The sequence below is a fragment of the Sphingobacterium puteale genome (assembly GCF_050986225.1).
Lineage (GTDB): Bacteria > Bacteroidota > Bacteroidia > Sphingobacteriales > Sphingobacteriaceae > Sphingobacterium > Sphingobacterium puteale.
On the sequence record NZ_CP158959.1, the window covers coordinates 3468593 to 3493229 of the forward strand.

The following is a 24637-nucleotide window of genomic DNA, read 5'->3' on the forward strand; positions in this document are numbered from 1 at the left end:
TATACGCTGTTTCGCTTTTTTTTTTCGTAAATTTAAGTTGCACGCTGATATAAGCAAGATATGAGAAAAGTAATTGCGGCAATTAATATGAGCTTGGATGGTTTTTGTGACCATAATTCGGTGGTTGCGGATGATGAAATTCATTCGCACTATACAAACTTATTGTTCGGGGCCGACACCATACTATATGGCCGGATAACCTATCAGCTTATGGAGTATTGGCGTCCATTTTTAACAAAGTCCAGTGGTAACAGATCCATGGATGAATTTGCCCATGCTATGGACAGAATATCAAAAATCGTGTTTTCGAGAACTCTTAATAACTTGGATTGGAGTAGCGCTAGATTAGCGCACCGAAATATATTGGATGAAGTTATTGCGTTAAAACAACAATCTGGTAAGGATATTTTGGTAGGTAGCCCAAGTTTAATCGTGGCATTAACAAATTGCGATCTGATAGATGAATATCAAATTTGTATCCATCCTGTTATAGTTGGAGGCGGTTTACCGCTGTTTATGAACCTAAACCGGCAGATAGTGCTCAAGCACCTGAAAACAAAAACTTTTAATGGCGGGGCATTGCTCATTTATTATAAACCAGAAAACCGTGAACAAAACTGAGCGTTAGGTGATTTTTGGCTTATGATGCACCATGATCGGAAACTAAAAGCATGGCGCTATCGTATTCCTTCAGTTTCTTTAATTTTTATTCAGAAGATTTAAAATAATTAGCGCTGCGTACAATTGTATTGTCGTAAGCGTTGATAAGCTCATCTTTGGAGCAATTTCAATTTCACACTATTCTCTTGCAAAAAAGTTTAAAGGTTTCAAATTGAGCAGGGTATTTTTACTATAAGTAGATCCATGGCTATAGTAACAGGTTTCCTAAGCGGCAATCTGATTTTTTACAAGACTTAACTATCCCAAGTGTTTGTAGTCTTCAAGCTACAGTTTTGGCTACCGAGATACTCACTTTTATAACAGGGCATGACTTTTGTCAACTAAAATTTATAAGTAATAAATAAAAAAAAGATCATGAGAAGAACACCCTATACTACAACAGTTATTGTCCTATTGGTATTATGTGTGGTAGTACTAATGACAACCTGTGCAAGAATTGTATAAATACCGATACATATCTGATTCATTAGGTCAGTCAATAAAAGTCAAAACGCATACAGCCCTTAGGCGTACGCTCCTGCCCTCTTCTAAATGAGGGAAATTACTTTGTGTGCCATATTTCAAATTAAATAATTGGTTATAAATCCTATTAATTATCGAACTCACGCATCCTAGAATCTGTATGACATCTTCTTTACGAATTCCGTCTATATTATATCAAGCGTAGGTTCTTTCTTTCCGCTAGATTTAATCGGTTATCATTACTTGCTTGTGCCCGACAACTTACATTGCCAAGCTTAGCTCCCTGAAATATAACAAAATTAATTTTCGGAACAAGAGACATTGTTGATTACAATTAATCAACAATGAGGAAAATTGAGTAGTTAAAGTACACATTAGGTGTTTTAGATATTGGGACCGTTAGCATAAAAACTAAGAAACAGACTTTTTAAGCGTAATGACAGTGATCTCTGGCCATACTCCGATTCTGCCCTTTAGTCCATGATAGCCAAAACCACGGTTAATATACAGATATTTACCCTGTTTTTGATATAATCCGGCCCACTGTTTATAAAAATATTGGATCGGACTCCATTTAAACCCAAAAAGCTCGATTCCAAATTGCATGCCGTGTGTATGTCCGGCCAGCGTCAAATGTACATGTTGATCATGCGTCAGGGTGACCCTGTCCCAATGCGAGGGATCATGTGACATCAATATTTTAAAGGATTCAGCTGGTAAAGCGGACGTTGCCTTACCGAGGTCTCCGTATTGATGAAAACCACCCTTTCCCCAGTTTTCCACACCGATTAATGCGATGCTCGCTCCTTTATTTTCAATTTTGATAGATTCATTCAGCAAGAGCTTAAATCCCATTTCCTGATGAATTTCTTTTAATCTGTCGAGATTAGATGCCTTCAATTCGGCATTATCCCATCGGGTATAATCTCCGTAATCGTGGTTCCCAAGTACCGAAAATTTACCAAATGGTGCCTTTAGAAGTGTAAAATCTGAAATCCATGCTTCCATCTCGGCAGCCTTGTTATTAACAAGATCTCCTGTAAACACTAGGAGATCACTATTTTGTGCGTTTGCCAAGGCTATTCCCTTGCGCACGCCATCAACGTCCGATAAACTGCCAGAATGAATATCTGAAATTTGTGTGATTTTAAATCCGTCGAATGCATCTGGAAGATCCGGAAAACTTAAGATTTCTTTCCTGACCCGATAAAAATGCTTTCCTCTTGTAAGACCGAAAGCGATAACAAGTAAGGTCAGGGCTGCACATATAAGAACAAATTCGCTTAGATATATATTTCGAGGTGGAAAGCCCTGTACCATACGCAGTAAATCTTCAGTCAATAAAATTGGCAAGGCCACTAGCTTCGGTATAAACACAATTAAAAAAGTGGTAACTAAATCGCCTGCCTGCCGCTGAATATCCTGACCTTGTCGTTGGAGAAAAATCAGCTTTGCGACACCAATGAGCAATAATAAATCTATACACCAATACGCGTAGTGTAGAAAGGGGCTATGAAAAACCCTAGTAAACGCTTGAAAAAAATAAATATCACCAAGTATAAATACCATGAATATAAACATCAGTCTCTTTGCCATTTTTGAATCGTTTAAATCTAAGCGGGCGAAAGATATGCCAAAAATAGCCTGAGAGAAAATGAATGTCTTCTTGTACTAGATATTGATTTCCGTGTGACAATAGGTTGTGTAATCACCTGATGCTCATGGGATAATTGACAGATTGACATGCTCTCCATTGCACTTGAATAAGAAAAAGAGCGGTTCCTTTTGGTAACTGGGCAAACGATATTATACAGACAGTCATTTTCTGATACATGTTCATGATAGGAAGTATGAATAAGAAATAATTGATCATTGGCAGTCTACTGCCTATTATTACTGATGACTGGCTGGGCCAAACCTATAAATAGTCCTTCCACCCCAGGAATATAACAAAGACGGAAAGCATTTTCGTACTGTACAAACTCTCCGACAGTTGAACTCCATGTTTGACAAGTCTACTTAATCGCTTATCAATATGCAATCGATAAATATTGCTCTTAAGTAACCTAATGAATTCATTGGGCCGTTCGGATGGTCAGAAATGACAGATTATACTGCCTCCTTCAAGTTTTAGGCCGAGTTCCGTTAAAAATAAAATGGCTTTGTCGAGGGGTTCTACGACGATACCAATATTGTGCATTCTTAGTAATTTGCTCTGTTGTGCCATAGCAATATATTTAAGAAATAAAGTTTATTTCAGTGAATTGTTCTCAGATGAAGTTTCTTTTGTCTGTTCTCCGTATGCCCAGGAAAGAATTGTTTTAACCGCATTGCGTATTCTGTTTAATCCGTCTTCATTTAATTCAATTTCACAAAAGGTGCTATCCGTATTTATTGAATGTAGTACTAAATAATAAATTCCTGCTGTTAAAATACTACTAATAGCCCTTAAATCAACATTTTTATCTTTCATTTCCTGATCAGCAAATGCAAAAAACAAAGCGCTCATCTTTTCACGTTCTCTGGTAATCTGAGACATAATTTCAGATTTTTCACTTATTTGCCACAGAACTGCTTTTTGCATTTCAGTATTCTCCAAAAAACTGTCCATTTGGTTTAATAACAACGATTCCAAAAAACCTTTTGATCCTTCCGTTGGTGCGGAGCCGAAGTATTCAACAGCACCGAGAGTTGCTGATACCCAATAATCTTTACTTCTGATGTATGTTTCCACTAAATTGTCAACCGAACCGAAATAAAGTGAAATAAGTTTCCTGTCAACACCAGCAGTTTTAGAAATGTTTGCTATTGTCAAACCTGTGTACCCTTTATCTCTAAGCACTTGGCCTACAGATAAGATAAGTTTGTTCATGGTACGTTCTTTATCGTTCTTCTCTCCTTTATAAGTTTTACGCATCTGTTGTCTATATGGTATTGATCTGAATACCTAAAATTAATGATTCAGATCAATATAATAAATAATAAAAAATTATATAATTAATTTATCTTGATTTTTTTAAACTTACTACTTTGCTAATGTCTTCCAGTACGTTTAATACTTTATCCAAGTGTTCTTTTGTATGGGTGGCCATCAGGCTTGTACGAATACGGGCATCCTTTTTTGCTACACCGGGATAGACAATGCAATTGGCATAGACCCCATTTTGTAACAACATCCGCGATACCTGAGCGGTTCGAATTGGGTCACCGATTTTTATCGGGATAATTGGAGAGGATGAGGTTCCGATATCTGCACCGAGTGACAATAGCCCTTCTTTAAAATAGGTGACATTGTCTTTGAGCCTAGCGCGCCAAAAGGGCTCTTCATCAATTAGATCAATCGCTTTTAATAAACCAAAACTTGCCGGTGTTGACGTAGATGAAAATACCTGTTGTCTGGATTGATAGCGAAGGTAATTAATGATCTCCGGAGTTGAAACGATAAAACCTCCAATATGACCCAACGCCTTACTCAGCGTACCGGCAATAATATCTACCTTATCCAAAAGGTTGTAGATTTCAATAGCGCCCCTGCCATGATCGCCCATAACCCCTATACCATGCGCGTCATCGACCATTAAATATGCACCATATTTTTTTGTCAACGTATGAATCTCATCCATCTTCGCTAAATCTCCGTTCTGAGAATATACGCCATCAATGATAACCAATTTGGTTCTAAATTTACTTTGCGCCTCAGCTAATGCACGTTCAAGATGAATCATACTATTATGTGGAAATCGCTTGACGTTTGTATTTGGCAAACCTTCATATACACTAGCATGTACTTCCATGTCAACGATAGCGCAGTCTTCTTGCTTCAATAAACTTAGTAAGGTCGAGCTATTTGCAGTATATCCAGTTGTAAAAACAATACTCGATCCTTCAGGACGATTGAAAAATTCACACAGCTTCCGTTCTAAAGCCACATGATATTCATGATGTCCTCCGATTAACGGAGACGCTCCCGCTCCCGTGCCATATTTTTCAATTCCTGCTATTGCAGCAGCTTTCACTTTTGGATGTTGAGAAAAATTAAGGTAATCGTTTGATACAAGACTTATACATTCAGTCGGTTTAGCTAAAAATGGAGAAGTTACAATAGCCGTTGGCCCACAGCCTTGAGTTATAAATCTAAAGTTAAGATGCTCATTTTCTTTCATGTAATTTATATAAGAATCGAAATACTTTGCAGCATCCATCATATCAAAACCAGCAATATTTTCAAATTCTTTAAAACTTGCTGTAGCAAAATCAATTTGTTGGTTAATTTCCATTGATATCTTGTTAGGTATTCATAATAATACTATAAATATAAAGTAAAAATTAGATTACTCATCTTATTAAACATTCATTTATAAAAATTTCCTGACAGACCTTTACAAGGTATAGGACAATGTTAATCTTGTCTTGGCTATTGGTAATATAAAATGAGGGATTATGCTAGTAAATGACAAAAAAGAAGTATATATTAACAAAAGCTTTAACTTCAACAGAAGGCGGTTGAGTTACGTCATTGTATGAAAAAAGGAGTTATTAAAAACAACAGCGGGTAGCCCCTACAGCTACCCCTGTTATATTATACACCTACCTACAGTATACATATCATATCTACATTTTTATAGGACAAATACATCCTTATAAGTCCACTTAGCAGTTTATAAGAGCTGAATAAGTGAAGAACGCCTCAATGATATACAAATATATAAAAATAATTTCCCTTATGTGTTAAAATTAAAAAAAATAATAAAAATGTGTAATTCGAGTCATAGACACTATATGTGGTAAATATTGCTGTCTGTTATTTCTTCTTTAAAACTATAGTTATTATATTTTTCATCCCTGTAAGAAAATAGTAAATATTAGATGTGTTGAATAATAAATTTTCTCAAAACAAGGAATATTGTAAATTATTGTTATAAATATGAAGGGTATAAACGTTTGGAATCACTAATTGTTACTTTATGCTATATTTTAAAGTAATTGACGATGTGGTTTACGTAAAGGTATTTATAGGCTGTGAAGGAAAAATGGCTACTTATCTATTGATTTGTAGCCATTTATGATAGGTATACTGTAGGGTGCTTTGTAATAGTGCTGTAAATGTAAGAAAAATACACCAAAATATTTCTTTTCTGTGAAAAAATGTTTAAAACACAGGTGAAATTAGTGAGAATATGGATAATAATTTCTTTAGATATTTTTGGCAAATTACTGGGAATATCTATTTTGCGTTAATCTTTCAGATGTTTAGATTTTTTAGAGAATGACTAGATATTTGATCAGATCTTATTGAATAATTTTTGCCTTATCTTTTGATGCAAAAGCTTTTATAATGACCGGTGCTGTCGCAATCAGAACAATAACGATAATGACGAGCTCCAGATTTTCTTTTACCCAAACATTCTCACCTAACAAGTAACCGAGAGTAACTAGGCTTCCTGACCAGATAATTGCTCCAATCACGTTGTACAGTACAAATTTTTTGAACTCCATACCAACGATGCCCGCAACGATTGGTGCAAAAGTTCGAACAACAGGAAGAAACCTCGCGAGAATAATAGCTCCACCACCTCTTTTTTCGTAAAACTCCTGTGCTTTATAGATATAACTTTTCTTGAAGAACCAGCTATCTTCCATACTCATTATTCTTTTTCCAAAGACCTTTCCGCACCAGTAGCCAACAAAATTACCCAGAATTGCGGCCAATGACACGAGTACAATCCAATAAAGCAATGTCGGTATTTGTTCTGATGGAGGAATTGTCATGTTAGAAACAATCATCCCCGCGATGAAAAGAATCGGATCACCAGGAAGAAAAAATCCAATGAGGATACCTGTCTCGGCAAAAATAATAAACAACAGCAGATATAAACCTCCATGGTTAACAATCCAGTCTGGATTTGTGAGGTTATTTAAAAATTCAAAAAAAACATCCATCAAATAAATCGAATAATATCAAATACAAAACAATCTGCCTTCACTCCAAATTTAAAGTACGCTGCGCCGATCAAATTGGATTACAGCCCAAATATCCTAAAGCTATGTGATCTTTAATTAAAGGCGCAAGATAGAAAATCAGCTGCAATTGCAGGCAATTTTTTACACTTATTTTTGGAACAATAGAGCATGTTCCAAAAAAACGCAATTTGCTGGCATTTTTGACATACGATAGGGATACTACTTAATTGCTTGTAGGGTAAAGATCGTTTTCAATTTATTTTGCAGATCTTCGCCTCTTAGATTTCGTGCGATTATTTTACCGTCAGGACCTAATAGAAAACTGGCTGGAATGGAGTTAATTCCGTACAGCTTTGCTGCTATGCTGTCCCACCCCCCCAAATCCGAAACCTGGGACCATGGCAGCTTATCTTCTTTGATCGCTTTAATCCAGGCTTCTTTGCGTGCCGCATCATCTAAAGATATGCCAAGGATCTCAAAGCCATTATCATGGTATTTTTTATATGCTTCTACAAGATTGGGATTTTCCGCGCGGCAAGGTCCACACCAACTTGCCCAAAAATCAATGAGCAAATATTTTCCCAAAAAATCCGAAATTTTAATCGTTTTCCCACCAGGGCTTTTGAGGGTGAGGTCCGGGGCAATCTCCCCGATTTTTGTTTTGGCGAGGGAAGCCAGCTGAAGTGGAATAATCCGGCCTAGAGGACTCTCTTTTAAACCCGGTGAAAGACGTTCAAATGCTGACTCAACTGCCTCGGCAAACTTCTCCTGACTTGCAACAAAACTTAAACTAATGACACTGAGGTATGAATTGGGGTGTTTCTTCGCAAATGCCAGATGGGTACTGTAATTTTCATCCATAAGAAGCTTCTCCCGATCTACAAAATGGGCGAATAGCACAGAATCCTTCTGTTGCTCAACTGGCAGTTTTGAGAACTCTTTGTTTAACGCATCGAATTTTCCGTCAAGACCTTTTTTCATTCGTTGGAATTCCTCATTTTCCAGATTCAGCTTCGATCCGCTCAAAACGATATTTTTGAGCGAGTCTTTGGCATTCATGACAATATCAGCGGCCTCTAGGTAAAAGCGAAAGTAATCCAATTTTTCACGGGGCTGCAGTTTCGTTACGTATGGATTTTTATTTAGGTAAAGCGCGGAATAAATTGGATAGCTGAGCCTTCCCTTAAATGCAAAATGTCCCGCTTTGGTTTCTGTTGAATCCACATATGAAACACCGTCACTGTTGTAAACCAGAAAAAGTTTACTGCCATCTTCCAGCTGTTCTACTTTGCCTGTAATCGAGTAGTGATCTTGGGCGATGCCCAAAACTGGAAATAATAGCAATAGGCATAGGAAGGGAGTTTTCATTAAGCTGCTTTTTAGGTCTATTAATCAATCTATTGCTAAAAATAGTAAATTTATTGCAATCTGACCAATAACTAAATATCCTGGAGTATAAGTGTGTCGGAAAATAGCCTCTTTGCCATAGGGATCATTTGCGTAACTTGATTCTGCCCGCCAATTGGCACGGATAGATAAGGATCCTTCATCCCATACAATGCCGGATCTTTAATCTTCATGCTCATTTTGGAGCTATTTTTTCCAAGATAACGCCTAAAACAAATTTCCTGAATATCATTGATAAAGATAAACTGATAATCGCTTGTCCATATCCCGTTAGGGGCCAATCTGACTGCTGTTTTCTCTTTGAATGGCATCAAAGTAAACTTTACACCAATAAAAAGGACAAAAATACCAGCAATTGACTGCTCGCGAAATATACCAATCGCGGAAAAGCAAATGACCAAACCAAAAATAAGCGTAAATAATATATTTGGGCTTACCGTAAATGTTACTTTATAATTTATTACGGTTTTACTTAACGCACGCTGATGAATAATTTCATAACGTTGTATAAACTTCATTTTTTTAGTATCCTCAAACCAGCTCGTGAAATAATACACATTGATCAGCACGGTGCCAATTACACAGAAGCTTAATCCGGTTTTTTTCATGTTTAACAAATAATACATGAAAAGATTGATGGCAACGTATAAAATATTGTAAGCTAGGATCGTATAAACTCTTTTATTTTTCATGCTGATTCAACGAGCTGTAAAGATAATCATTTCATCTATCACTCATCCCGCAAGGAATCTACTGGATTAGCAAGAGAAGTGCGTATAGACTGATAGCCTACAGTCAATATCGTAATTCCGATTGCCAAAGTTCCCGTCATCGCAAAGATTTCCCATCCCGGGCCAATTCGATAAGCATATTCCTGGATATAACTATTCATAGCCCAATAAGCAATTGGAAACGCAAGCAGGCAAGCAATACAGACCAATAGAACAAATTCACCGGATAACATCCGGGCAACTGAAAATACAGATGCGCCATGTATTTTACGGATGCTGATTTCTTTTGTTCTGCTTTCAACCATATAGGCTGCTAGTCCAAACAGGCCGAGACAAGAAACAAAAATAGTAAGTGCAGTAAATATACCCGCCAACCGCTCCGTCCGTTGTATTTCATGAAATTTTTTAGCATACTCCCCATCTAAAAAAATGATATTCGAAGGGATAATCAGGATTGTACTCTTTGAATATTTTAGCTGTCTTGCTTAGCGCATCTGCCGTCGTTAATAAGGTATTGAATTTAATATGAACAACCGCACCCTCTATAACTGTTGGTGTAATTGGGTTAAATGGTGATTCTTGAATAAAATCTTTGACAATAGCGATAATTGTATACTTCTTGTCTCCGTCCACGATATAGCTGCCGATCGGCTGCTTAAGTTTCATAACCTTTGCAGCTGTTTCATTGATTATAGCGGCCATCGAATCCGTAGGAAAACGTCGAAGATCAAAATCACGTCCTTTGATTAGTTCGAGGCTTGTGGTTTCGATCAATCTGTCATCAGCTGACTGTCGATTAAACGGAATGATGCTATTGGGGTCTTTTCCTTCCCAGGATGCGCCGCTCCACCCACTCCACCTCTCTGTCATTGGTGACATAGTCCTGGTTACGGAAGTCGCAATTCCTTGCTCAAGTAAAGCTTGCCGGATTAATGCTATATTTTTCGCAATGGCCCCTATCTCCACTACATAGACCAAATTATCTTTTTTAAAACCCACATCACGATTTTGAGCATGCTGAATTTGTTGCCGGATAACCAGCGTACTGATGATCATCACGACAGCGATGACAAATTGGGAGACAACAAGTACTTTTCGTGGGCTTATCCTTTGTTTGATATAGATAAACCTACCTTTTAGTACACGGACGGGATGAAAAGCGGAAAGAAAGAATGCTGGATATCCCCCAGCCAGCAAACCAGTTAAAAAAATAAATACAACTCCGGTAGTCAGGAATTTGATCTGATTGAGCGGAAGCGTTAGTTTTCGCCCTATTAGATCGCTAAAACTCGGCAATAATAGGATGACGATCAAGATGGCGATAATAGCAGACACCGATACCAGCGCGATTGATTCCGTTAAAAATTGCCAGACCAGAGACATTCTCTGTGCACCCACAACCTTACGTACCCCGACCTCCTTTGCTCTTCTTTCACTCTGTGCGGTGCTTAGATTGACAAAGTTGATACAGGCAATCAGTAAAATAAATGCGGCTATACAGATAAAGATCCTTACCATTTCTATTCGTCCGCCTATAACAATACCATTTTTGTAACTGTTATAAAGATAAGTTTCTCCTATAGACTTCAGGAAATTGTCATTTTTGACATCCGCATGTGCCTTTGAAATAACAACTGTAGCTAACCGGCTTATCACAAAATTAATTAGCGCAACTGTATTTACTTACATATTCTTGTGTATATTTAATGCCTAAACTAAGTAATTCATAATGTCAAATCCGCTGATACAATTATGGTTATATAACGATTGGGCGAATAATTTGCTGATCGAAAAAATGAAACAGGACGCTGAACGTATTCCTGCAGGCTGTTTACGCTTATTAAGTCATATCATGAATGCACAGCTGATATGGCTATACCGGCTGAATGGCGAAAAACCTCCTGTAGGGGTATGGGATGAACATACTCTGTTAACTTGTGAACAATATCATCAGTTAGCTTCCTTGGGGTTTACAGAGAAGGTCTACGCTGATGAGTGCAAGATCATGGAAACCGTAAACTATACCAATACCAAGAGTGAGCAGTTCCAGAACTCTTTTGGAGATATTCTTTTACATGTATTTAATCACGGTACATATCATCGGGCACAAATCGCTGTGGAAATGCGAAGGAATGGACTTGATCCCATCAATACCGATTACATCTCTTTCGTTAGGACGTAATCGTAACTCCAGCAGTAGAAACTAATAATACCCAAAATTTTCATAACATGGCTTTTAAACATTATTTTAAGGCTACTTTAAGATGGTTTCATCAACAACAACCTGGATCAGGCGCAAAGTTATATCCTAAGAGTCACCGGATTTCTATCCAGGGCAAAACGGATTTACAGCTTTCTGCAGCAAAGGCCTTTAAGGGTGATCCGAAATTATATAATCCGGAGGATCTGTTGTTGAGTAGTCTCGTCTCTTGCCATATGATGTCTTATCTATATGTCTGTTCTAAAAATAACATTGAAGTAATTTCCTATACGGACAATGCTGAAGCAGTTTTAGAAACCGGTCCCGATGGCAGCGGTCGGTTTGTTCAGGTTGATCTATATCCAGAGGTCAGTATATCTGATCCGACAAAGATCGTTTTGGCGCTATCATTACATCATGAAGCGAATCGGCTTTGTTTTATAGCCAATTCCTGTAATTTTCCCGTACGACATCATGCAGTTTGTTCTGTCTGCTGACAAAAAATAACCGTTTCGCAGAATTCGCTTTTCAGCACGACTGAAACAGATTATATCGAGTTCGATCTTTTGTTAATTGACTTTCTCTTTTGAGCTGATAGTTTATCAAAAATTAAGTTTTTAAAATTCAGACGAATTTTTTCAGGTTTTTTCTATTTTTAGGCCATGATTGACAGCTCGAAAAAGAAGGCCGCCATAGGCTTTATATTTATTACTCTACTTATTGACATCACAGGATGGGGTATCATCATTCCTGTTGTTCCCAAGCTTATTGAGGAACTTATCCATAGTGATATCAGTGAGGCCGCAAAGTATGGTGGCTGGCTCGGTTTTGCTTATGCGTTCACTCAATTTATATTTTCACCAGTGGTGGGAAATCTGAGCGATAAATATGGACGGAGACCGATTATTTTAATTTCCTTATTCGGTTTCGCGGTGGACTATATATTTCTCGCCCTTGCTCCTTCGATCGGCTGGTTATTTTTAGGACGGGTGATTGCCGGGTTAACAGGGGCAAGTTTTACAACCGCCAGTGCTTATATTGCGGATATCTCTACGGATGAAGACCGGGCGAAAAATTTCGGACTCATTGGGGCCGCTTTCGGATTGGGCTTTATTATTGGGCCTGTAATCGGTGGATTGCTCGGACATTATGGCGCAAGAGTTCCTTTTTACGCTGCTGCGGGATTATGTTTATTGAACTTTCTTTACGGATATTTTATTCTTCCTGAAAGCTTGGATAGAGATAAGCGGCGTGCATTTGACTGGAAGCGTGCCAATCCGATCGGGTCATTTCGATTCTTAGGAAAACATCCTGAAATTTCCGGCTTGATTGTAGCTTTGATATTGATCTATATTGCGGGGCATGCTGTACAAAGCAACTGGAACTTTTTTACCATGTATAAATTTGACTGGACAGAAAGAATGGTCGGTCTCTCTCTTGGTGTTATTGGTCTATTGATAGGCTTGGTCCAGGGCGTTCTGATACGCTGGACAACACCAAAACTTGGTGAACAAAAAAGCATTTATTATGGATTGATATTTTACGCCTTAGGGCTATTGCTGTTCGCATTTGCCAGTCAGGGCTGGATGATGTTTGTCTTTCTGATCCCCTACTGCCTGGGCGGGATTTGTGGTCCGGCACTACAGTCTGTAATTACCAAAAATGTTCCGTCAAATGAACAAGGAGAACTTCAAGGTGCATTAACCAGTTTAATGAGTGCAACATCCATTATAGGTCCGCCGATGATGACCAATTTGTTTTACTATTTTACACACGATAAGGCACCCTTTAAATTCTCCGGAGCCCCGTTTTTTCTGGCGTTTGTTTTAATGACTATTAGTGTGATTATTGTGTATTCAGCTTTTAGACGTAAGACTAAGGAGCGGCTTGGAGGTTAAGCCGCAAAGACATTTTACCACGAGAGTGCCAAGTTCATCCTATATGTAACACTACTTATTTATTATTCTAAGTTAGTAAAATTGCTCTTTTAAGAATAATGATTTCTCTTGTGTATATTCGTATAGGAAAAAACGATCCATATGAATAAAATAATTCGATTTTTTGATTTACATCCGGGCGAAGAGCGTAAAGAGGCTGTGCTTGATAATGTCATCAACAATATTTCATTCCGCGGAGCCAATGCATGGATTTTGGCCTGTGCCATTGTTATTGCCTCAGTTGGCCTCAATGTGAATTCAACGGCGGTCATTATTGGTGCCATGTTGATATCCCCGTTGATGGGGCCAATTGTGGGGGCAGGATTTGCACTTGGAACATTTGATTTTCAATTGTTAAAGAAGTCAATAAAAAATTTGTTGATCGCAACATTGATTAGTTTGATTGTGTCCTATTTTTACTTTCTCCTGAGCCCATTTAAAGAGGCACAATCCGAACTGCTCGCCCGTACCTCACCCAATATCTATGATGTACTTATTGCGCTTTTTGGAGGGCTAGTAGGCGTTATCGCCATAACTCGTGTGGATAAAGGGAATCCCATACCGGGAGTGGCTATTGCTACAGCCCTAATGCCGCCACTCTGTACTGCGGGTTATGGGCTGGCTATTGGAAACCTGAGTTATTTTGCAGGAGCTTTATTTTTGTATATCATCAATTGTGTATTTATCTGTATAGCTACATTTACGATCGTAAAATACCTGAGATATCCCAAGAAACATTATGTTGATCCAAGAAGAGAAAAAAGGATAAGTCAAAGCATCACGCTGATTACTCTAGCCTTGGTTGTCCCAAGTTTATATTTCGCATATAATCTCCTGCAAGAAAAGAAATATACAAACAAGGTTAAACAATTTGTTCAGCAACAGTTTAGCGATAAGGGCTATACAGTGGTCTACGAAAAATTGTTTACCAAGCCAAAGCGTTTAGAGCTAGCTTTTTTAGCGAAGAAATTTAGTGACCAAGAAATTGCCACCTTGAAAAAATCCATGGTGTCATTTGGAATCGAACATACCGATCTGGTCATCCGTCAGGATAGCTTCGACTTAAAGACAACGATTCTAAGTGAAATTGATAAACGAAGCGCTGCCGTTAATGATAAGGATTTAACGATTCGGGCACTGAATAATGAACTTGCCAGGTATCAGGTCGCAAGTCCGCAATTGGACCAGGATCTATTGGTGCTTTTTCCAGAGCTACAGTCGTATAGCATAGGACAACAACAATATTATGCAAAAAAGGATAGCCTTGCGAATCTCATTGCCTTTATCTATTCGTCAAAAGATCCTCTAGCTGAATCGCAACAGATCAAATTACGCCTTTGGTTAAAAAACCACTTTCCAAAAGATAGCCTTGAGCTTATAGATCGCAGGATCAAATAGAATCCAAAAGAATTTCACAATGATCAGTACTGCTGTTTTTTTAACATTTGTAAAATGTTAGTACGTCCGTGATTCGGATCTTTGTCTAAAAGAACAAGATATGAACTGGATAATTTTGATCATCGCCGGATTGTTTGAGGTTGGCTACACTTACAGTCTGGGCAAAGTAAAGGAAGCCACAGGAAATGCTATCTATGTCTGGTATGGAACATTTACGTTATGCCTAGCCATTAGTATGGTTTTATTGATCAAATCCGTACAAGGACTTCCCTTAGGAACCGCTTATGCAATATGGACGGGTATCGGAGCTGTCGGCACAGTCATTATAGGAATCCTTGTATTTAAAGATCCCGTAAGCTTCTGGCGTCTATTCTTTATCGGTACGCTAATCGCTTCTATTCTTGGATTAAAGTTTGTAACTGGCCATTAGAACAATAGGGATCCACATGTCCTGCATTCGGATTATTAAACATTCCTGTCATTCATTGCCGGCATATGAATCTCTTTCACACAACTTGCTTTTGATGTCGAGATAATAAATCTTAACGCCTGAATGACATCCGATAATGGTATAAGATCGTCATTTGTTTCCTGAGTGGTCATTCCCAGATTATTCTCGTTATCAGGCGCTGTGGCCAGATAACCAAGATTCAATATAGATACTGCAATCTGATCGGGTCGAAGTTGTTCTCTCAATGCATGAACCACACCCCGTAGCGCAAATTTTGTTGCTGAAAACGCAACTTCCCTTCCATTGTGGTTGTCAAGCCCCCACGTTGAACCGATCAAAATAATTTTGGCATTATCGGCCTGCTTCAAATTATCCAATGCTGATTGAATATTTAAAATACATGAAGTAACGTTGGTATTGATCAGGCCGCTAATCTCCTCTACCGGAGAAGACGCAAAATCATACTCGTCACTAAAAGCGTTATTCTCCCAAATACCGACATTATAGATAAAATAGTCAATTTTCGTATTTTTTATCCTGTCTTTGATTACCTTAGCAGCCTCCACAGGGTTGGATAGATCAGCCGGCACCCAATACACATTTGCGTTGTCTTCCAAATAATCGGGTTCACTTCTGGACACTCCAAATACAACATCAGACGGATCTGGAAGCTGCAGTGTGATTGCCCTTCCCAATCCCTTACTAATGCCAAAAATAAGATATGTTTTCTTTTCCATTGTATTACAAATATAAGGTAAGAACCCTCTTTCCTATGGAATATTCCGAATTATTTTCGATCACACGAAAGCAGAAAAAAGCTATAAGAAACAACAAATTGATATTTTCGGTGTTCTATGTTTATGGAAAGACATTATAACAAAGGAAACACGATTTCAAGTGGTACCCATAAAGGTAAGGCTGCAAGAAAGTATATTGTCAGTGAAATTATTCTTAATGGCGAGCTTGTTGGTGTGGGCATTTATTATGATGGAACCGACGAACTTCGAGCCGCCGTTGTGGTAAATGATCAGGGACAGGGTGTCGAAATCCGCAATCTCCATGATGAACACTACCCAGAAGCACAATCAGATGATGACCTCGCGGAGCTCTGGCCGCTCTATGAAAAACTCGTGGCGAAATAAACGTCAGCTCTTTCCAATTCAACAATCTTCTAAAAATATATAAAATCTATACTTATATATGGATAAGTTTAAATATTTCAGTTTTAATGTATTTAATATTTATACGATTATATTTATATATTATACATTTTAATTGATTAACATACTATACTTTTAGCTTTCCGGAACGATGTCCGTGTCTTATCCATTATTCGATATAAGTTCGGACCTGATTTGAGACAGAATATGCCCTTCTTCGCCCCTCAGTCGACATAAGACCACAATGAGTACAGCTTCATACCACTGTGATACCGTGTTTAACACGGACTCACGTCGGACGCATGGTGGACACAGTACGAAGTAGGTAAGAAGAAAGCTACACGCAGGCTCGACCAAATCCTATAAGATACCCGAATCATAGCCGACCATTAGCTCTTTTAAAAGAAATTAGTGTATAAACAGTTTATTAAAAACATTATAGTATTTATTACAAACCTATTATGCCTACCCTTCCAATATTTCAACTTGAAGGGTAAGCACATCATAAATAAAAATTGAATTAGAACTTCATCTTCTGGATGCGGATGGCGTTCAGTATGGCAATAAGAGAAACACCAACATCTGCAAACACCGCTTCCCACATCGTTGCCAATCCTCCGGCGCCAAGGATCAAAATCACCCCTTTGACCACAAATGCCAATCCTATATTTTGATAAACTACTTTTTTGGTCTGTTTACCAATATTGATTGCCATTGGTATCTTAGATGGTTTGTCGTCCTGTATCACCACATCAGCAGTTTCGATCGTTGCATCGCTTCCCAATCCGCCCATAGCAATTCCAACGTCGCTCAAAGCAACTACTGGCGCATCATTAATACCGTCACCGACAAAAGCAATACTTTCGTTCGATGCCTTTATTTCTTTGACTTTGTCAACCTTATCTTCCGGCAGGAGATCTCCAAAGGCTTTGTCTATACCGAGCTCCTTTGCAACATAAGCTACGACCGTGCTCTTATCTCCGCTCAGCATAGTCGCTTGTACGCCTGATTTATGTAAAAGTCGTATGGTCATCGCGGCATCTTCTTTAATACTATCCGCAATTGTTATGAAGCCCATAAAACGATTATCGAGCGCTATGGCTATTGTCGTGTAGACAATACTATTGGGATCTATGTGATAAGCAATATTAAACTTGTCCAGAAGCTTAAAGTTACCGACCAAAAGTACTTTTCCATCTGTAGTTCCTTTTAATCCATGCCCCGTTATTTCCTCCACGTCAATCAGGTTTAGTGATTCATCTGGTTCGCCGACATATTCCCTGATTGCTGTTGCGACAGGATGACTGCTGCGACTTTCAATCTTATTGACCAATTTGAGTATGACCGTTTCATCAACCCCCGGTTCTAAACGAACTTCTTGCACCTTGAAAACCCCTTCGGTCATTGTGCCTGTCTTATCCATGACGACATGCTGAATCTTGGCCATTGCATCCAAAAAGTTACTGCCTTTGAATAGAATGCCATTTCTGCTTGCTGCACCGATTCCTCCAAAATAACCAAGTGGTATGGAAATCACCAAAGCGCAGGGGCAGGAAATCACAAGAAATACTAGTGCGCGGTACAGCCAGTCATTAAATACATATTGTACAACAAAAAAGTAAGGGACAAGACAGATCGCTATTGCCAAAAGCACGACAATGGGGGTGTATACTTTCGCAAATTTTCGGATAAAAAGTTCCGTAGGCGCTTTTTGTGAGGTTGCATTCTGAACCAGCTCCAATATTTTACTCAATTTACTGTCTTTGTAAGCGGTTGTCACTTTCACCAGGCTTACCGTGTTCATGTTGATCATTCCGGCCAGCACAATTTCTCCTTTGGTTTTTGTATCCGGTTTGCTTTCTCCGGTTAATGCGGCTGTATTGAACGAAGCAGTATCCGAGATCAGCTCACCGTCCAAACCAAGTTTCTCTCCGGGTTTCAGCTGAATAATATCACCAATTGCCGCTGTTTCAGCTTTGATGACCCGACTATTGTTTGCTTCTACGATGGTCACCTCGTCCGGACGCTGGTCTAGGAGCGCCTTAATATTGCTCTTGGCTCGACTTACGGCCAGCGTCTGAAACACCTCACCTACTGCGTAGAAAAGCATCACGGCAACCCCTTCGGGGAATTCTTTGATCGCAAATGCGCCCAGGGTAGCAATACTCATCAGTAAAAATTCGGAGAATATTTCATCTTTGCTGATGCTTTTCAGCGCATCTTTAATTACGGGAAATCCAACAGGAATATATGCAACCACATACCAACATACCCGGACCCAGTCCTTGAACCAGCTCTGAGGCACCCAGTTGTCCATTGCGATAGCTGCCATGAGCAATACAAATGAAATAATTGCAGGTAGAAAGAGTTGCAATTTACTCCCTTCTACTGCAGCATGATCATGGCCATCATCGTCGTTATGGCTATGGAAGTGATCCTGTGCAGGCGCTTCCTGTATTAAACGTTGCGCGCCTGCCTGATTATAAATTTTTTCGGTCTGTGTACAACAAAGCTGTTTGCCTTTTGCATCATAAATATGTTTGTGTTCCATAACTTACCATGTTTTTATGCGTTAAAAAACGCCAATAGTTAATGTTCATGTCCACCTGTATTGCTCATCTTGGCATTGATAAAAAATGCGCTTTTCACAACAATTCTGGTCTGAGCAGGGATTTCCTGTACAGGCGTAATCGCTGTATACCCCATTGCCGAGACACCTTTTTGAACTTCAATTTTTTCAAAATTTATATTTTTGCCCTGATCTGTGGCATGCTTAGCGGCTTCCTGTTCATTTTTATGTTCATGTTTTGCCTCACCCTCATCATGCGCATGACCATGATCGTCGTGCCCTTCTTCATGTTCTTCGGGCTGCTTGTCTGTCTCTACGAAAATATAGAACTTACCATCAGCCTCTACTATCGCGTCATTTGGAACAGCTGGAGTCGTTACATTATTTATTCCGATCATTCCGGTAACGTTCATTCCGTCTATCAGACCAATCTTACTGCCGATTACAGTGCTATGCACGGCAATTGTTTTGCTGTCATTCTCAAAAGAAGATCCGATCGTAAAGACTTTAGCCGCATAGGTTTTATCCGGATTATTTGTCAGCTGAAAATTAATGATCTGTCCGATTTTGATCATCGGAAGGTCCTTTTCAAAGACTTGTAAGTCAAGATGTAAGAGACTGTTGTCTACAATTTCAATGACCGGAGATGAAACATCTACATAACTACCTATCTTGGCGAAAACATTGCTCACAGTGCCATTAATTGGACTTGTAACCACAAGTGATGAGCGCAGGTTCGACAGATTGACACTGTTTGGATTGATGCCCATTAACTGAATCTGCTGTTGCAGGGATGCCTTTCTGGCGCGAAGACTATTAAACTCCGCTGTCGCCGATTGTAAGTTCTTTCTCGCTCCGGCATTGCCTTCATTGAGTTCCTGCTGTCTCGCCATTTCTTGTTCCGCAAGTGTGATTTTACTGCCCAAAGCAATATACTCTTCCTGAAGCTGAATAAATTGCGGATTTGTAATGGTTGCTATCACCTGCCCTTTACGTACATTGTCGCCCAACTGCACATTTAAGGTTTTGATGACTCCTCCGTATAGGGTGGTTGCATTGGCCTTATTGTTATTGGGCACACTGAGTACCCCATTGGCTTTGATGGTCGCTGTCAATTCTTTTTCCTCAATGTTTCCGAAGACAATTCCCACGGCTTTGATCTGTTGCTCGCTCAGCGCCGCTACCGTCACGGGCCCTTCTTCATGGCTTTCTTCGGCAGCACCTTTCCCTTCCTCCTTCTTGGCATCGCCAGTACCTTTTGAATCTGGTCCGCAGCTATATAAAACTGTTGTAATCGCTAGTGCAAAGAATATTTTTATGATAACTCTCATGGTTGACTTATTTATTATTGAAGTAATTGTATTGGATTGCTGATTGATTATATTGATTGAGCACATCTAAATAGTTCTGTCTGATCCCGATCGCCTGACTTAAGAACTGGCTCATCTCCGCAAAACTTATTTCACCGGTTCTGTAGCCAAGGCTTGCGGCTTTGATGATGGCATCAGCTTGCTTGAGTCCTGCGGACTCATAGAACTGCAATAGAGCAGCATTTTTCTCAATATCAGCCAATGCATTCACCTTATTCGTGTGAAAAACTTGTGTATCATATTCCAGTTGCCTTTGTTGCGCCTCCATTTCCGCGTTTGCAGCTTTCACTTTGTTTTTATAAGCAGCCAGGCCAAATATAGGAAATGATGCCGATACCGAGAATCCCGTAAAAGGATCCTTTGCCCCCCAAAGACGCTGCGAAAAGAATCTGCCCGAAAATTCAGGCTTATTTGTATTTTTCTGTACCGCAATATTGGAGGATGCAATATTGACATTCTGTTGTTGCAAAGCTAAAACAGGATGTGAGGCATCAACCGATGGATTTTGTACATCCACGTCCATTTGTATCTTTTCCAGTGATTGCTCGATAGGCAATAGCCAGTCGTTGCGGTTAAGGAGCATCATCAGTTGTTGTTGTTGAACCAGCATATCCTTTTTATTCTGCAACAGCTGCGCCTGTAGTTCCTTTAATTTCGCTTCTGCAGCTATTTTATCCAAGGCGGCAACATCGCCGGTTTTAAAACGAAGCTCGGTCGCCTTGAACATCGCTGAATAGATACTGTCCAACTCCACATAGAGCTTCTGTCTATCTTGAAGATACCAGAGCTGATAATATGCTGTGCGCACATCTTTCTTGATATTCGCATTGAGTACTTCGGTATTCAGATTGGCATATTTTAGCTGTTGCATAAAATATGCCTTTCGTGCCGAATAGAGTCCCGGCCATGGAATGCTTTGCGTAATACCGATTTTCATGATCCCTGTCTTATCGCTGGGTCGGTAATCTTCATTCTCCACAAAAACACCCGTTTTTGGGATCTCATTGGCAGTTTTGACCGTGTAGGTCGCTCCGGTTATTTCGGCCTCATTGACCTGAAATTGGCGGTTGTTTTTTAATGCGGTAGCGATCGCCTGATCTATTCCGATCCGTTCCTGTGAAAAGGCCTTAAATCCAGATACAGAAAATAGGAAGACCAAGATTGTTGCAATAGCTTTGCCCGCATTTCCTTTTTTCATATTCCTTTTTGAATTAAAAATGATATATAATAGCGGTAGTACAAATAGGGTTAAGAAGGTTGCTGTAACCAGTCCGCCGATAACGACAGTAGCCAGTGGTTTTTGCACCTCCGCACCGGCACTTGTGCTGATCGCCATCGGTAGAAAGCCTAATGATGCGACGGTGGCCGTCATCAGTACAGGACGTAACCGGGTGAGTGTCCCCTCTTTAACGCGCTGCAAAATGTCGTCCATGCCATCTTTCTTCAATTGATTAAAGGTACCGATCAGAACAATGCCATTCAGTACGGCAACGCCAAATAGGGCGATGAAACCAATTCCGGCACTGATACTAAAGGGCATGCCACGCAACATCAGCGCAAAAACACCGCCAATTGCACTCATCGGGATGGCGGTAAAGATCAGGGTTGCTTGCTTAAACGAATGAAATGTGAAATAGAGTAACATAAAGATCAGCAATAACGAAACCGGTACCGCAATCATTAGACGTGCACTTGCTTTCTGTAAGTTTTCAAACTGACCTCCATAGGTGAAGTAATAGCCTGCCGGTAGTTTAACCTTTGTTGACAGCTGTTGCTGAATATCCTTGACCACACTTTCAACATCTCTTCCGGCGACGTTAAAGCCGATGACGATCCTTCTTTTACCGGCCTCCCTGCTGATCTGAGCAGGACCAAGCTTGTAATCAATCGCTGCTACCTGTGAGAGTGGAATCTGGATGCCGGTGTCTGTTGGGATCATCAGATTGCGTACATCGTCTATACTATTACGATGTGTTGTATCCAGGCGCACGACAAGATCAAAACGTCGTTCGTTTTCATAGATCTGCCCAGTGCTTTTGCCTGCAAAAGCCGTGCTTACCACATCATTTACGTCCTGAATAGTCAGTCCATAATTGGCAATACGTGTACGGTCATAGACAATATTGATCTGGGGAAGTCCTGACACCCGCTCCACCTGAGGAGAAGTAGCTCCTTTAACGGATTGAATCTGTGTGGCGACGATATTGGCGTAGGAAGCCAGCGAGTCAATATTTTCGCCGAAGATCTTTACGGCCACATCCTGGCGGATTCCAGTCATCAGCTCATTGAAACGCATCTGAATAGGTTGGTTCTTTTCAAAGAAAACGCCCGGTATTACCTCCAGTTTCTCGAGGATAGCTGCTCCAAGTTCGCTATAGCTCCGCCCGGATGTCCATTCTTTCTGTGGTTTGAGAACCACCATCAGATCTGTAGCTTCTGGTGGCATTGGGTCTGTCGGTACCTCGGCAGCTCCCGTTTTGCCCACAACCATTTTTACTTCTTCAAACTCCTTAATGATCCGGGATGCTTGCATCGAAGTTTCAATACTTTGTGAAAGCGAGCTCCCTTGGGGCAATATACAGTGAAAGGCATAATCCCCTTCCTGTAGTTGCGGGATAAACTCTCCACCCATGTTTTTAAAGAAGAAAACCGATAAGGCAAAGAAGGCAATCGTCAAACCGACAATGAGATATTTAAAGCGGATTGCTTTCTGCAACAACGGAGCATAGATACCTTGAAGTTTTTCGATCAGGTGATCACTGAAAGTCTTCTTGTCATGATGCTTTTTTGGCAGAAACAGGGCACACATCATTGGAATGTAGGTCAGCGAAAGGATCAGTGCTCCAAATATCGCGAAACCCACTGTCTGTGCCATCGGACGGAACATCTTTCCCTCCACACCCACTAATGTCAATATTGGGATATAAACGATCAGGATAATAATCTCGCCGAAAGCGGCGCTGGTCCTTATTTTTGAAGCCGATTCAAACACTTCGTTGTCCATTTCGGTCTGTGTAAGCTTTTCGGTAGACTTGCGTAGCCCAAGGTGATGGAGCGTCGCTTCTACAATAATGACCGCACCATCGACAATAAGCCCAAAGTCTATGGCGCCCAAGCTCATTAAATTGGCACTTACGCCAAACACATTCATCAGTCCCAATGCAAAGAGCAGCGATAAAGGAATGGCTGAGGCAACGATGAGGCCTGCCCGGAGATTACCCAAAAATAACACCAATACAAAGATAACGATCAGTGCTCCCTCTATGAGGTTCTTTTCGACGGTGCCTATTGCCCGGTCGACCAGATCTGTACGGTCCAGATAGGGTTCAATGACCACATCATTAGGCAGGGATTTTTGGATAGTTGGTAGTTTCTCCTTTACACGTTTGACAACTTCATTGCTATTTTCACCCTTTAGCATCATTACCACACCGCCCACGGCATCTACTTGGCCATTATAGGTTAGAGCGCCGTATCTGACCGCATGTCCAAAACGTACATCCGCCACATCTTTGACGTAAATCGGAACGGTACCAGATTTTTTGATGGCGATATTTTTTACATCTTCCAAAGATGTCGCCAGCCCGATGCCGCGAATGAAATAGGCATTTGGCTTTTTGTCGATATAAGCACCACCGGTATTTTGGTTGTTCTTCTCGAGTGCGGCAAAAATCTCCGGTATGGTGATATTCATTGCTTTAAGGCGATTAGGATCAACAGCAACTTCATATTGTTTCAATTCACCTCCAAAACTATTAACCTCAGCAATACCGGGGGTACCATAAAGCTGACGAGCCACGATCCAATCCTGCATTGTCCGGAGGTCCTTTGCATTATATTTGCTTTCACTTCCTTTCTTGGGGTGGATTATATATTGGTACACCTCTCCTAAGCCCGTACTAACAGGTGCCAGCTCCGGTTTGCCAATACCTCGGGGAATTTGGTCAACGGCTTCTTTTAAACGTTCGCTGATCAGCTGCCGCGCAAAGTAGATGTCCACATCTTCCTCAAAAACGACAGTAATGACAGAAAGTCCAAAACGTGATATACTTCTGATTTCCTCGATCTTCGGTACCGTAGCGATACTTTGTTCAATCGGAAAAGTAACCAATTGTTCGACTTCCTGACCTGCCAAGGTAGGGCAGGAAGTAAAAATTTGTACTTGATTATTGGTAATGTCGGGAACGGCGTCTATGGGCAGCTTTGTCGCACTCCAGCCACCCCATATAATAAGTAACAAGGTCATTAACGCGATAATGATCTTATTCTTGATGCTAAATTTAATTATACTATCTAACACAATATGCTTG

The 24637-nt window shown here is 40.0% G+C and carries 19 protein-coding genes; 7 read left to right on the forward strand and 12 right to left on the reverse strand.

Going from position 1 to position 24637, the window contains the following annotated elements:
• Positions 1–60: 60 nt before the first annotated feature.
• Positions 61–621, forward strand: coding sequence for a dihydrofolate reductase family protein (locus ABTV71_RS14790; protein ID WP_433900054.1), 561 nt, complete (start codon positions 61–63; stop codon positions 619–621).
• 933 nt (positions 622–1554) lie between these two features.
• On the opposite strand, the gene ABTV71_RS14795 is transcribed toward ABTV71_RS14790, so the two are convergent.
• From ABTV71_RS14795 to ABTV71_RS14830, 8 genes are all read right to left on the reverse strand, one after another.
• Positions 1555–2739: a metallophosphoesterase gene (locus tag ABTV71_RS14795; RefSeq protein WP_433900055.1), complete on the reverse strand. Its 1185-nt coding sequence runs from the start codon at positions 2737–2739 to the stop codon at positions 1555–1557.
• A 655-nt stretch (positions 2740–3394) separates the two neighbouring features.
• A complete protein-coding gene (locus ABTV71_RS14800) occupies positions 3395–4060 on the reverse strand; it encodes a TetR/AcrR family transcriptional regulator (RefSeq protein WP_433900056.1) in 666 nt (221 codons plus the stop codon).
• Between the two features lie 85 nt (positions 4061–4145).
• A complete protein-coding gene (locus ABTV71_RS14805; protein WP_121126086.1) occupies positions 4146–5420 on the reverse strand; it encodes an aminotransferase class I/II-fold pyridoxal phosphate-dependent enzyme in 1275 nt (424 codons plus the stop codon).
• Positions 5421–6432: 1012 nt separating this feature from the next.
• Positions 6433–7083 (reverse strand): DedA family protein, encoded by a 651-nt coding sequence (locus ABTV71_RS14810; protein WP_433900057.1) that lies wholly within the window; start codon positions 7081–7083, stop codon positions 6433–6435.
• A gap of 240 nt (positions 7084–7323) precedes the next feature.
• On the reverse strand, positions 7324–8472 hold the full coding sequence (locus ABTV71_RS14815) for a redoxin domain-containing protein (protein WP_433900058.1): 1149 nt from the start codon (positions 8470–8472) through the stop codon (positions 7324–7326).
• Between the two features lie 71 nt (positions 8473–8543).
• Entirely contained in the window at positions 8544–9119 is a 576-nt protein-coding gene (locus ABTV71_RS14820) for a hypothetical protein (RefSeq protein ID WP_433900059.1), read from the reverse strand.
• A 122-nt stretch (positions 9120–9241) separates the two neighbouring features.
• Positions 9242–9616 carry an ABC transporter permease gene (locus ABTV71_RS14825; RefSeq protein WP_433900060.1) on the reverse strand — a complete coding sequence of 125 codons (375 nt, stop codon included), beginning with the start codon at positions 9614–9616 and terminating at the stop codon, positions 9242–9244.
• Positions 9617–9647: 31 nt separating this feature from the next.
• The gene (locus ABTV71_RS14830) at positions 9648–10898 is read right to left on the reverse strand and encodes an FtsX-like permease family protein (RefSeq protein ID WP_433900061.1); all 1251 of its coding nucleotides are present in this window, start codon (positions 10896–10898) and stop codon (positions 9648–9650) included.
• 73 nt (positions 10899–10971) lie between these two features.
• Here ABTV71_RS14830 and ABTV71_RS14835 point away from each other — a divergent pair, with 73 nt between their 5' ends.
• The 5 genes from ABTV71_RS14835 to ABTV71_RS14855 all read left to right on the forward strand — a co-directional run bounded on the left by ABTV71_RS14835 (position 10972) and on the right by ABTV71_RS14855 (position 15207).
• Positions 10972–11424: a DinB family protein gene (locus ABTV71_RS14835; protein WP_121126091.1), complete on the forward strand. Its 453-nt coding sequence runs from the start codon at positions 10972–10974 to the stop codon at positions 11422–11424.
• A gap of 47 nt (positions 11425–11471) precedes the next feature.
• Positions 11472–11939, forward strand: a complete 468-nt coding sequence (locus tag ABTV71_RS14840) for an OsmC family protein (protein ID WP_433900062.1) — start codon at positions 11472–11474, stop codon at positions 11937–11939.
• A 165-nt stretch (positions 11940–12104) separates the two neighbouring features.
• Positions 12105–13340, forward strand: a complete 1236-nt coding sequence (locus ABTV71_RS14845; RefSeq protein WP_220700138.1) for a TCR/Tet family MFS transporter — start codon at positions 12105–12107, stop codon at positions 13338–13340.
• A 141-nt stretch (positions 13341–13481) separates the two neighbouring features.
• Positions 13482–14777 (forward strand): DUF389 domain-containing protein, encoded by a 1296-nt coding sequence (locus ABTV71_RS14850; protein ID WP_121126093.1) that lies wholly within the window; start codon positions 13482–13484, stop codon positions 14775–14777.
• Positions 14778–14877: 100 nt separating this feature from the next.
• The gene (locus ABTV71_RS14855; RefSeq protein ID WP_121126094.1) at positions 14878–15207 is read left to right on the forward strand and encodes a DMT family transporter; all 330 of its coding nucleotides are present in this window, start codon (positions 14878–14880) and stop codon (positions 15205–15207) included.
• A gap of 35 nt (positions 15208–15242) precedes the next feature.
• Here the strand turns inward: ABTV71_RS14855 and ABTV71_RS14860 are convergent, their stop codons facing one another.
• On the reverse strand, positions 15243–15965 hold the full coding sequence (locus ABTV71_RS14860) for an SDR family NAD(P)-dependent oxidoreductase (RefSeq protein WP_433900063.1): 723 nt from the start codon (positions 15963–15965) through the stop codon (positions 15243–15245).
• Between the two features lie 123 nt (positions 15966–16088).
• Between ABTV71_RS14860 and ABTV71_RS14865 the strand changes: the two genes are divergently transcribed.
• The gene (locus tag ABTV71_RS14865) at positions 16089–16370 is read left to right on the forward strand and encodes a hypothetical protein (protein ID WP_433900064.1); all 282 of its coding nucleotides are present in this window, start codon (positions 16089–16091) and stop codon (positions 16368–16370) included.
• Between the two features lie 538 nt (positions 16371–16908).
• Here the strand turns inward: ABTV71_RS14865 and ABTV71_RS14870 are convergent.
• Genes ABTV71_RS14870 through ABTV71_RS14880 form a run of 3 tightly spaced genes read right to left on the reverse strand, consistent with a single transcriptional unit; the run spans position 16909 to position 24627 of the window.
• Positions 16909–18939, reverse strand: coding sequence for a heavy metal translocating P-type ATPase (locus ABTV71_RS14870; protein ID WP_433900065.1), 2031 nt, complete (start codon positions 18937–18939; stop codon positions 16909–16911).
• 38 nt (positions 18940–18977) lie between these two features.
• Entirely contained in the window at positions 18978–20288 is a 1311-nt protein-coding gene (locus tag ABTV71_RS14875) for an efflux RND transporter periplasmic adaptor subunit (protein WP_433900066.1), read from the reverse strand.
• 7 nt (positions 20289–20295) lie between these two features.
• On the reverse strand, positions 20296–24627 hold the full coding sequence (locus ABTV71_RS14880; RefSeq protein WP_433900067.1) for a CusA/CzcA family heavy metal efflux RND transporter: 4332 nt from the start codon (positions 24625–24627) through the stop codon (positions 20296–20298).
• Between the last annotated feature and the right edge of the window lie 10 nt (positions 24628–24637).

Excerpts from the sequence above, each read along its gene's own strand:
- ABTV71_RS14790 (WP_433900054.1), top strand. The coding sequence starts at position 61 with ATGAGAAAAGTAATTGCGGCAATTAATATGAGCTTGGATGGTTTTTGT.
- ABTV71_RS14795 (WP_433900055.1), bottom strand. The coding sequence starts at position 2,739 with ATGGCAAAGAGACTGATGTTTATATTCATGGTATTTATACTTGGTGAT.
- ABTV71_RS14800 (WP_433900056.1), bottom strand. The coding sequence starts at position 4,060 with ATGCGTAAAACTTATAAAGGAGAGAAGAACGATAAAGAACGTACCATG.
- ABTV71_RS14805 (WP_121126086.1), bottom strand. The coding sequence starts at position 5,420 with ATGGAAATTAACCAACAAATTGATTTTGCTACAGCAAGTTTTAAAGAA.
- ABTV71_RS14810 (WP_433900057.1), bottom strand. The coding sequence starts at position 7,083 with ATGGATGTTTTTTTTGAATTTTTAAATAACCTCACAAATCCAGACTGG.
- ABTV71_RS14815 (WP_433900058.1), bottom strand. The coding sequence starts at position 8,472 with ATGAAAACTCCCTTCCTATGCCTATTGCTATTATTTCCAGTTTTGGGC.
- ABTV71_RS14820 (WP_433900059.1), bottom strand. The coding sequence starts at position 9,119 with ATGAAAAAAACCGGATTAAGCTTCTGTGTAATTGGCACCGTGCTGATC.
- ABTV71_RS14835 (WP_121126091.1), top strand. The coding sequence starts at position 10,972 with ATGTCAAATCCGCTGATACAATTATGGTTATATAACGATTGGGCGAAT.
- ABTV71_RS14840 (WP_433900062.1), top strand. The coding sequence starts at position 11,472 with ATGGCTTTTAAACATTATTTTAAGGCTACTTTAAGATGGTTTCATCAA.
- ABTV71_RS14845 (WP_220700138.1), top strand. The coding sequence starts at position 12,105 with ATGATTGACAGCTCGAAAAAGAAGGCCGCCATAGGCTTTATATTTATT.
- ABTV71_RS14850 (WP_121126093.1), top strand. The coding sequence starts at position 13,482 with ATGAATAAAATAATTCGATTTTTTGATTTACATCCGGGCGAAGAGCGT.
- ABTV71_RS14855 (WP_121126094.1), top strand. The coding sequence starts at position 14,878 with ATGAACTGGATAATTTTGATCATCGCCGGATTGTTTGAGGTTGGCTAC.
- ABTV71_RS14860 (WP_433900063.1), bottom strand. The coding sequence starts at position 15,965 with ATGGAAAAGAAAACATATCTTATTTTTGGCATTAGTAAGGGATTGGGA.
- ABTV71_RS14865 (WP_433900064.1), top strand. The coding sequence starts at position 16,089 with ATGGAAAGACATTATAACAAAGGAAACACGATTTCAAGTGGTACCCAT.
- ABTV71_RS14870 (WP_433900065.1), bottom strand. The coding sequence starts at position 18,939 with ATGGAACACAAACATATTTATGATGCAAAAGGCAAACAGCTTTGTTGT.
- ABTV71_RS14875 (WP_433900066.1), bottom strand. The coding sequence starts at position 20,288 with ATGAGAGTTATCATAAAAATATTCTTTGCACTAGCGATTACAACAGTT.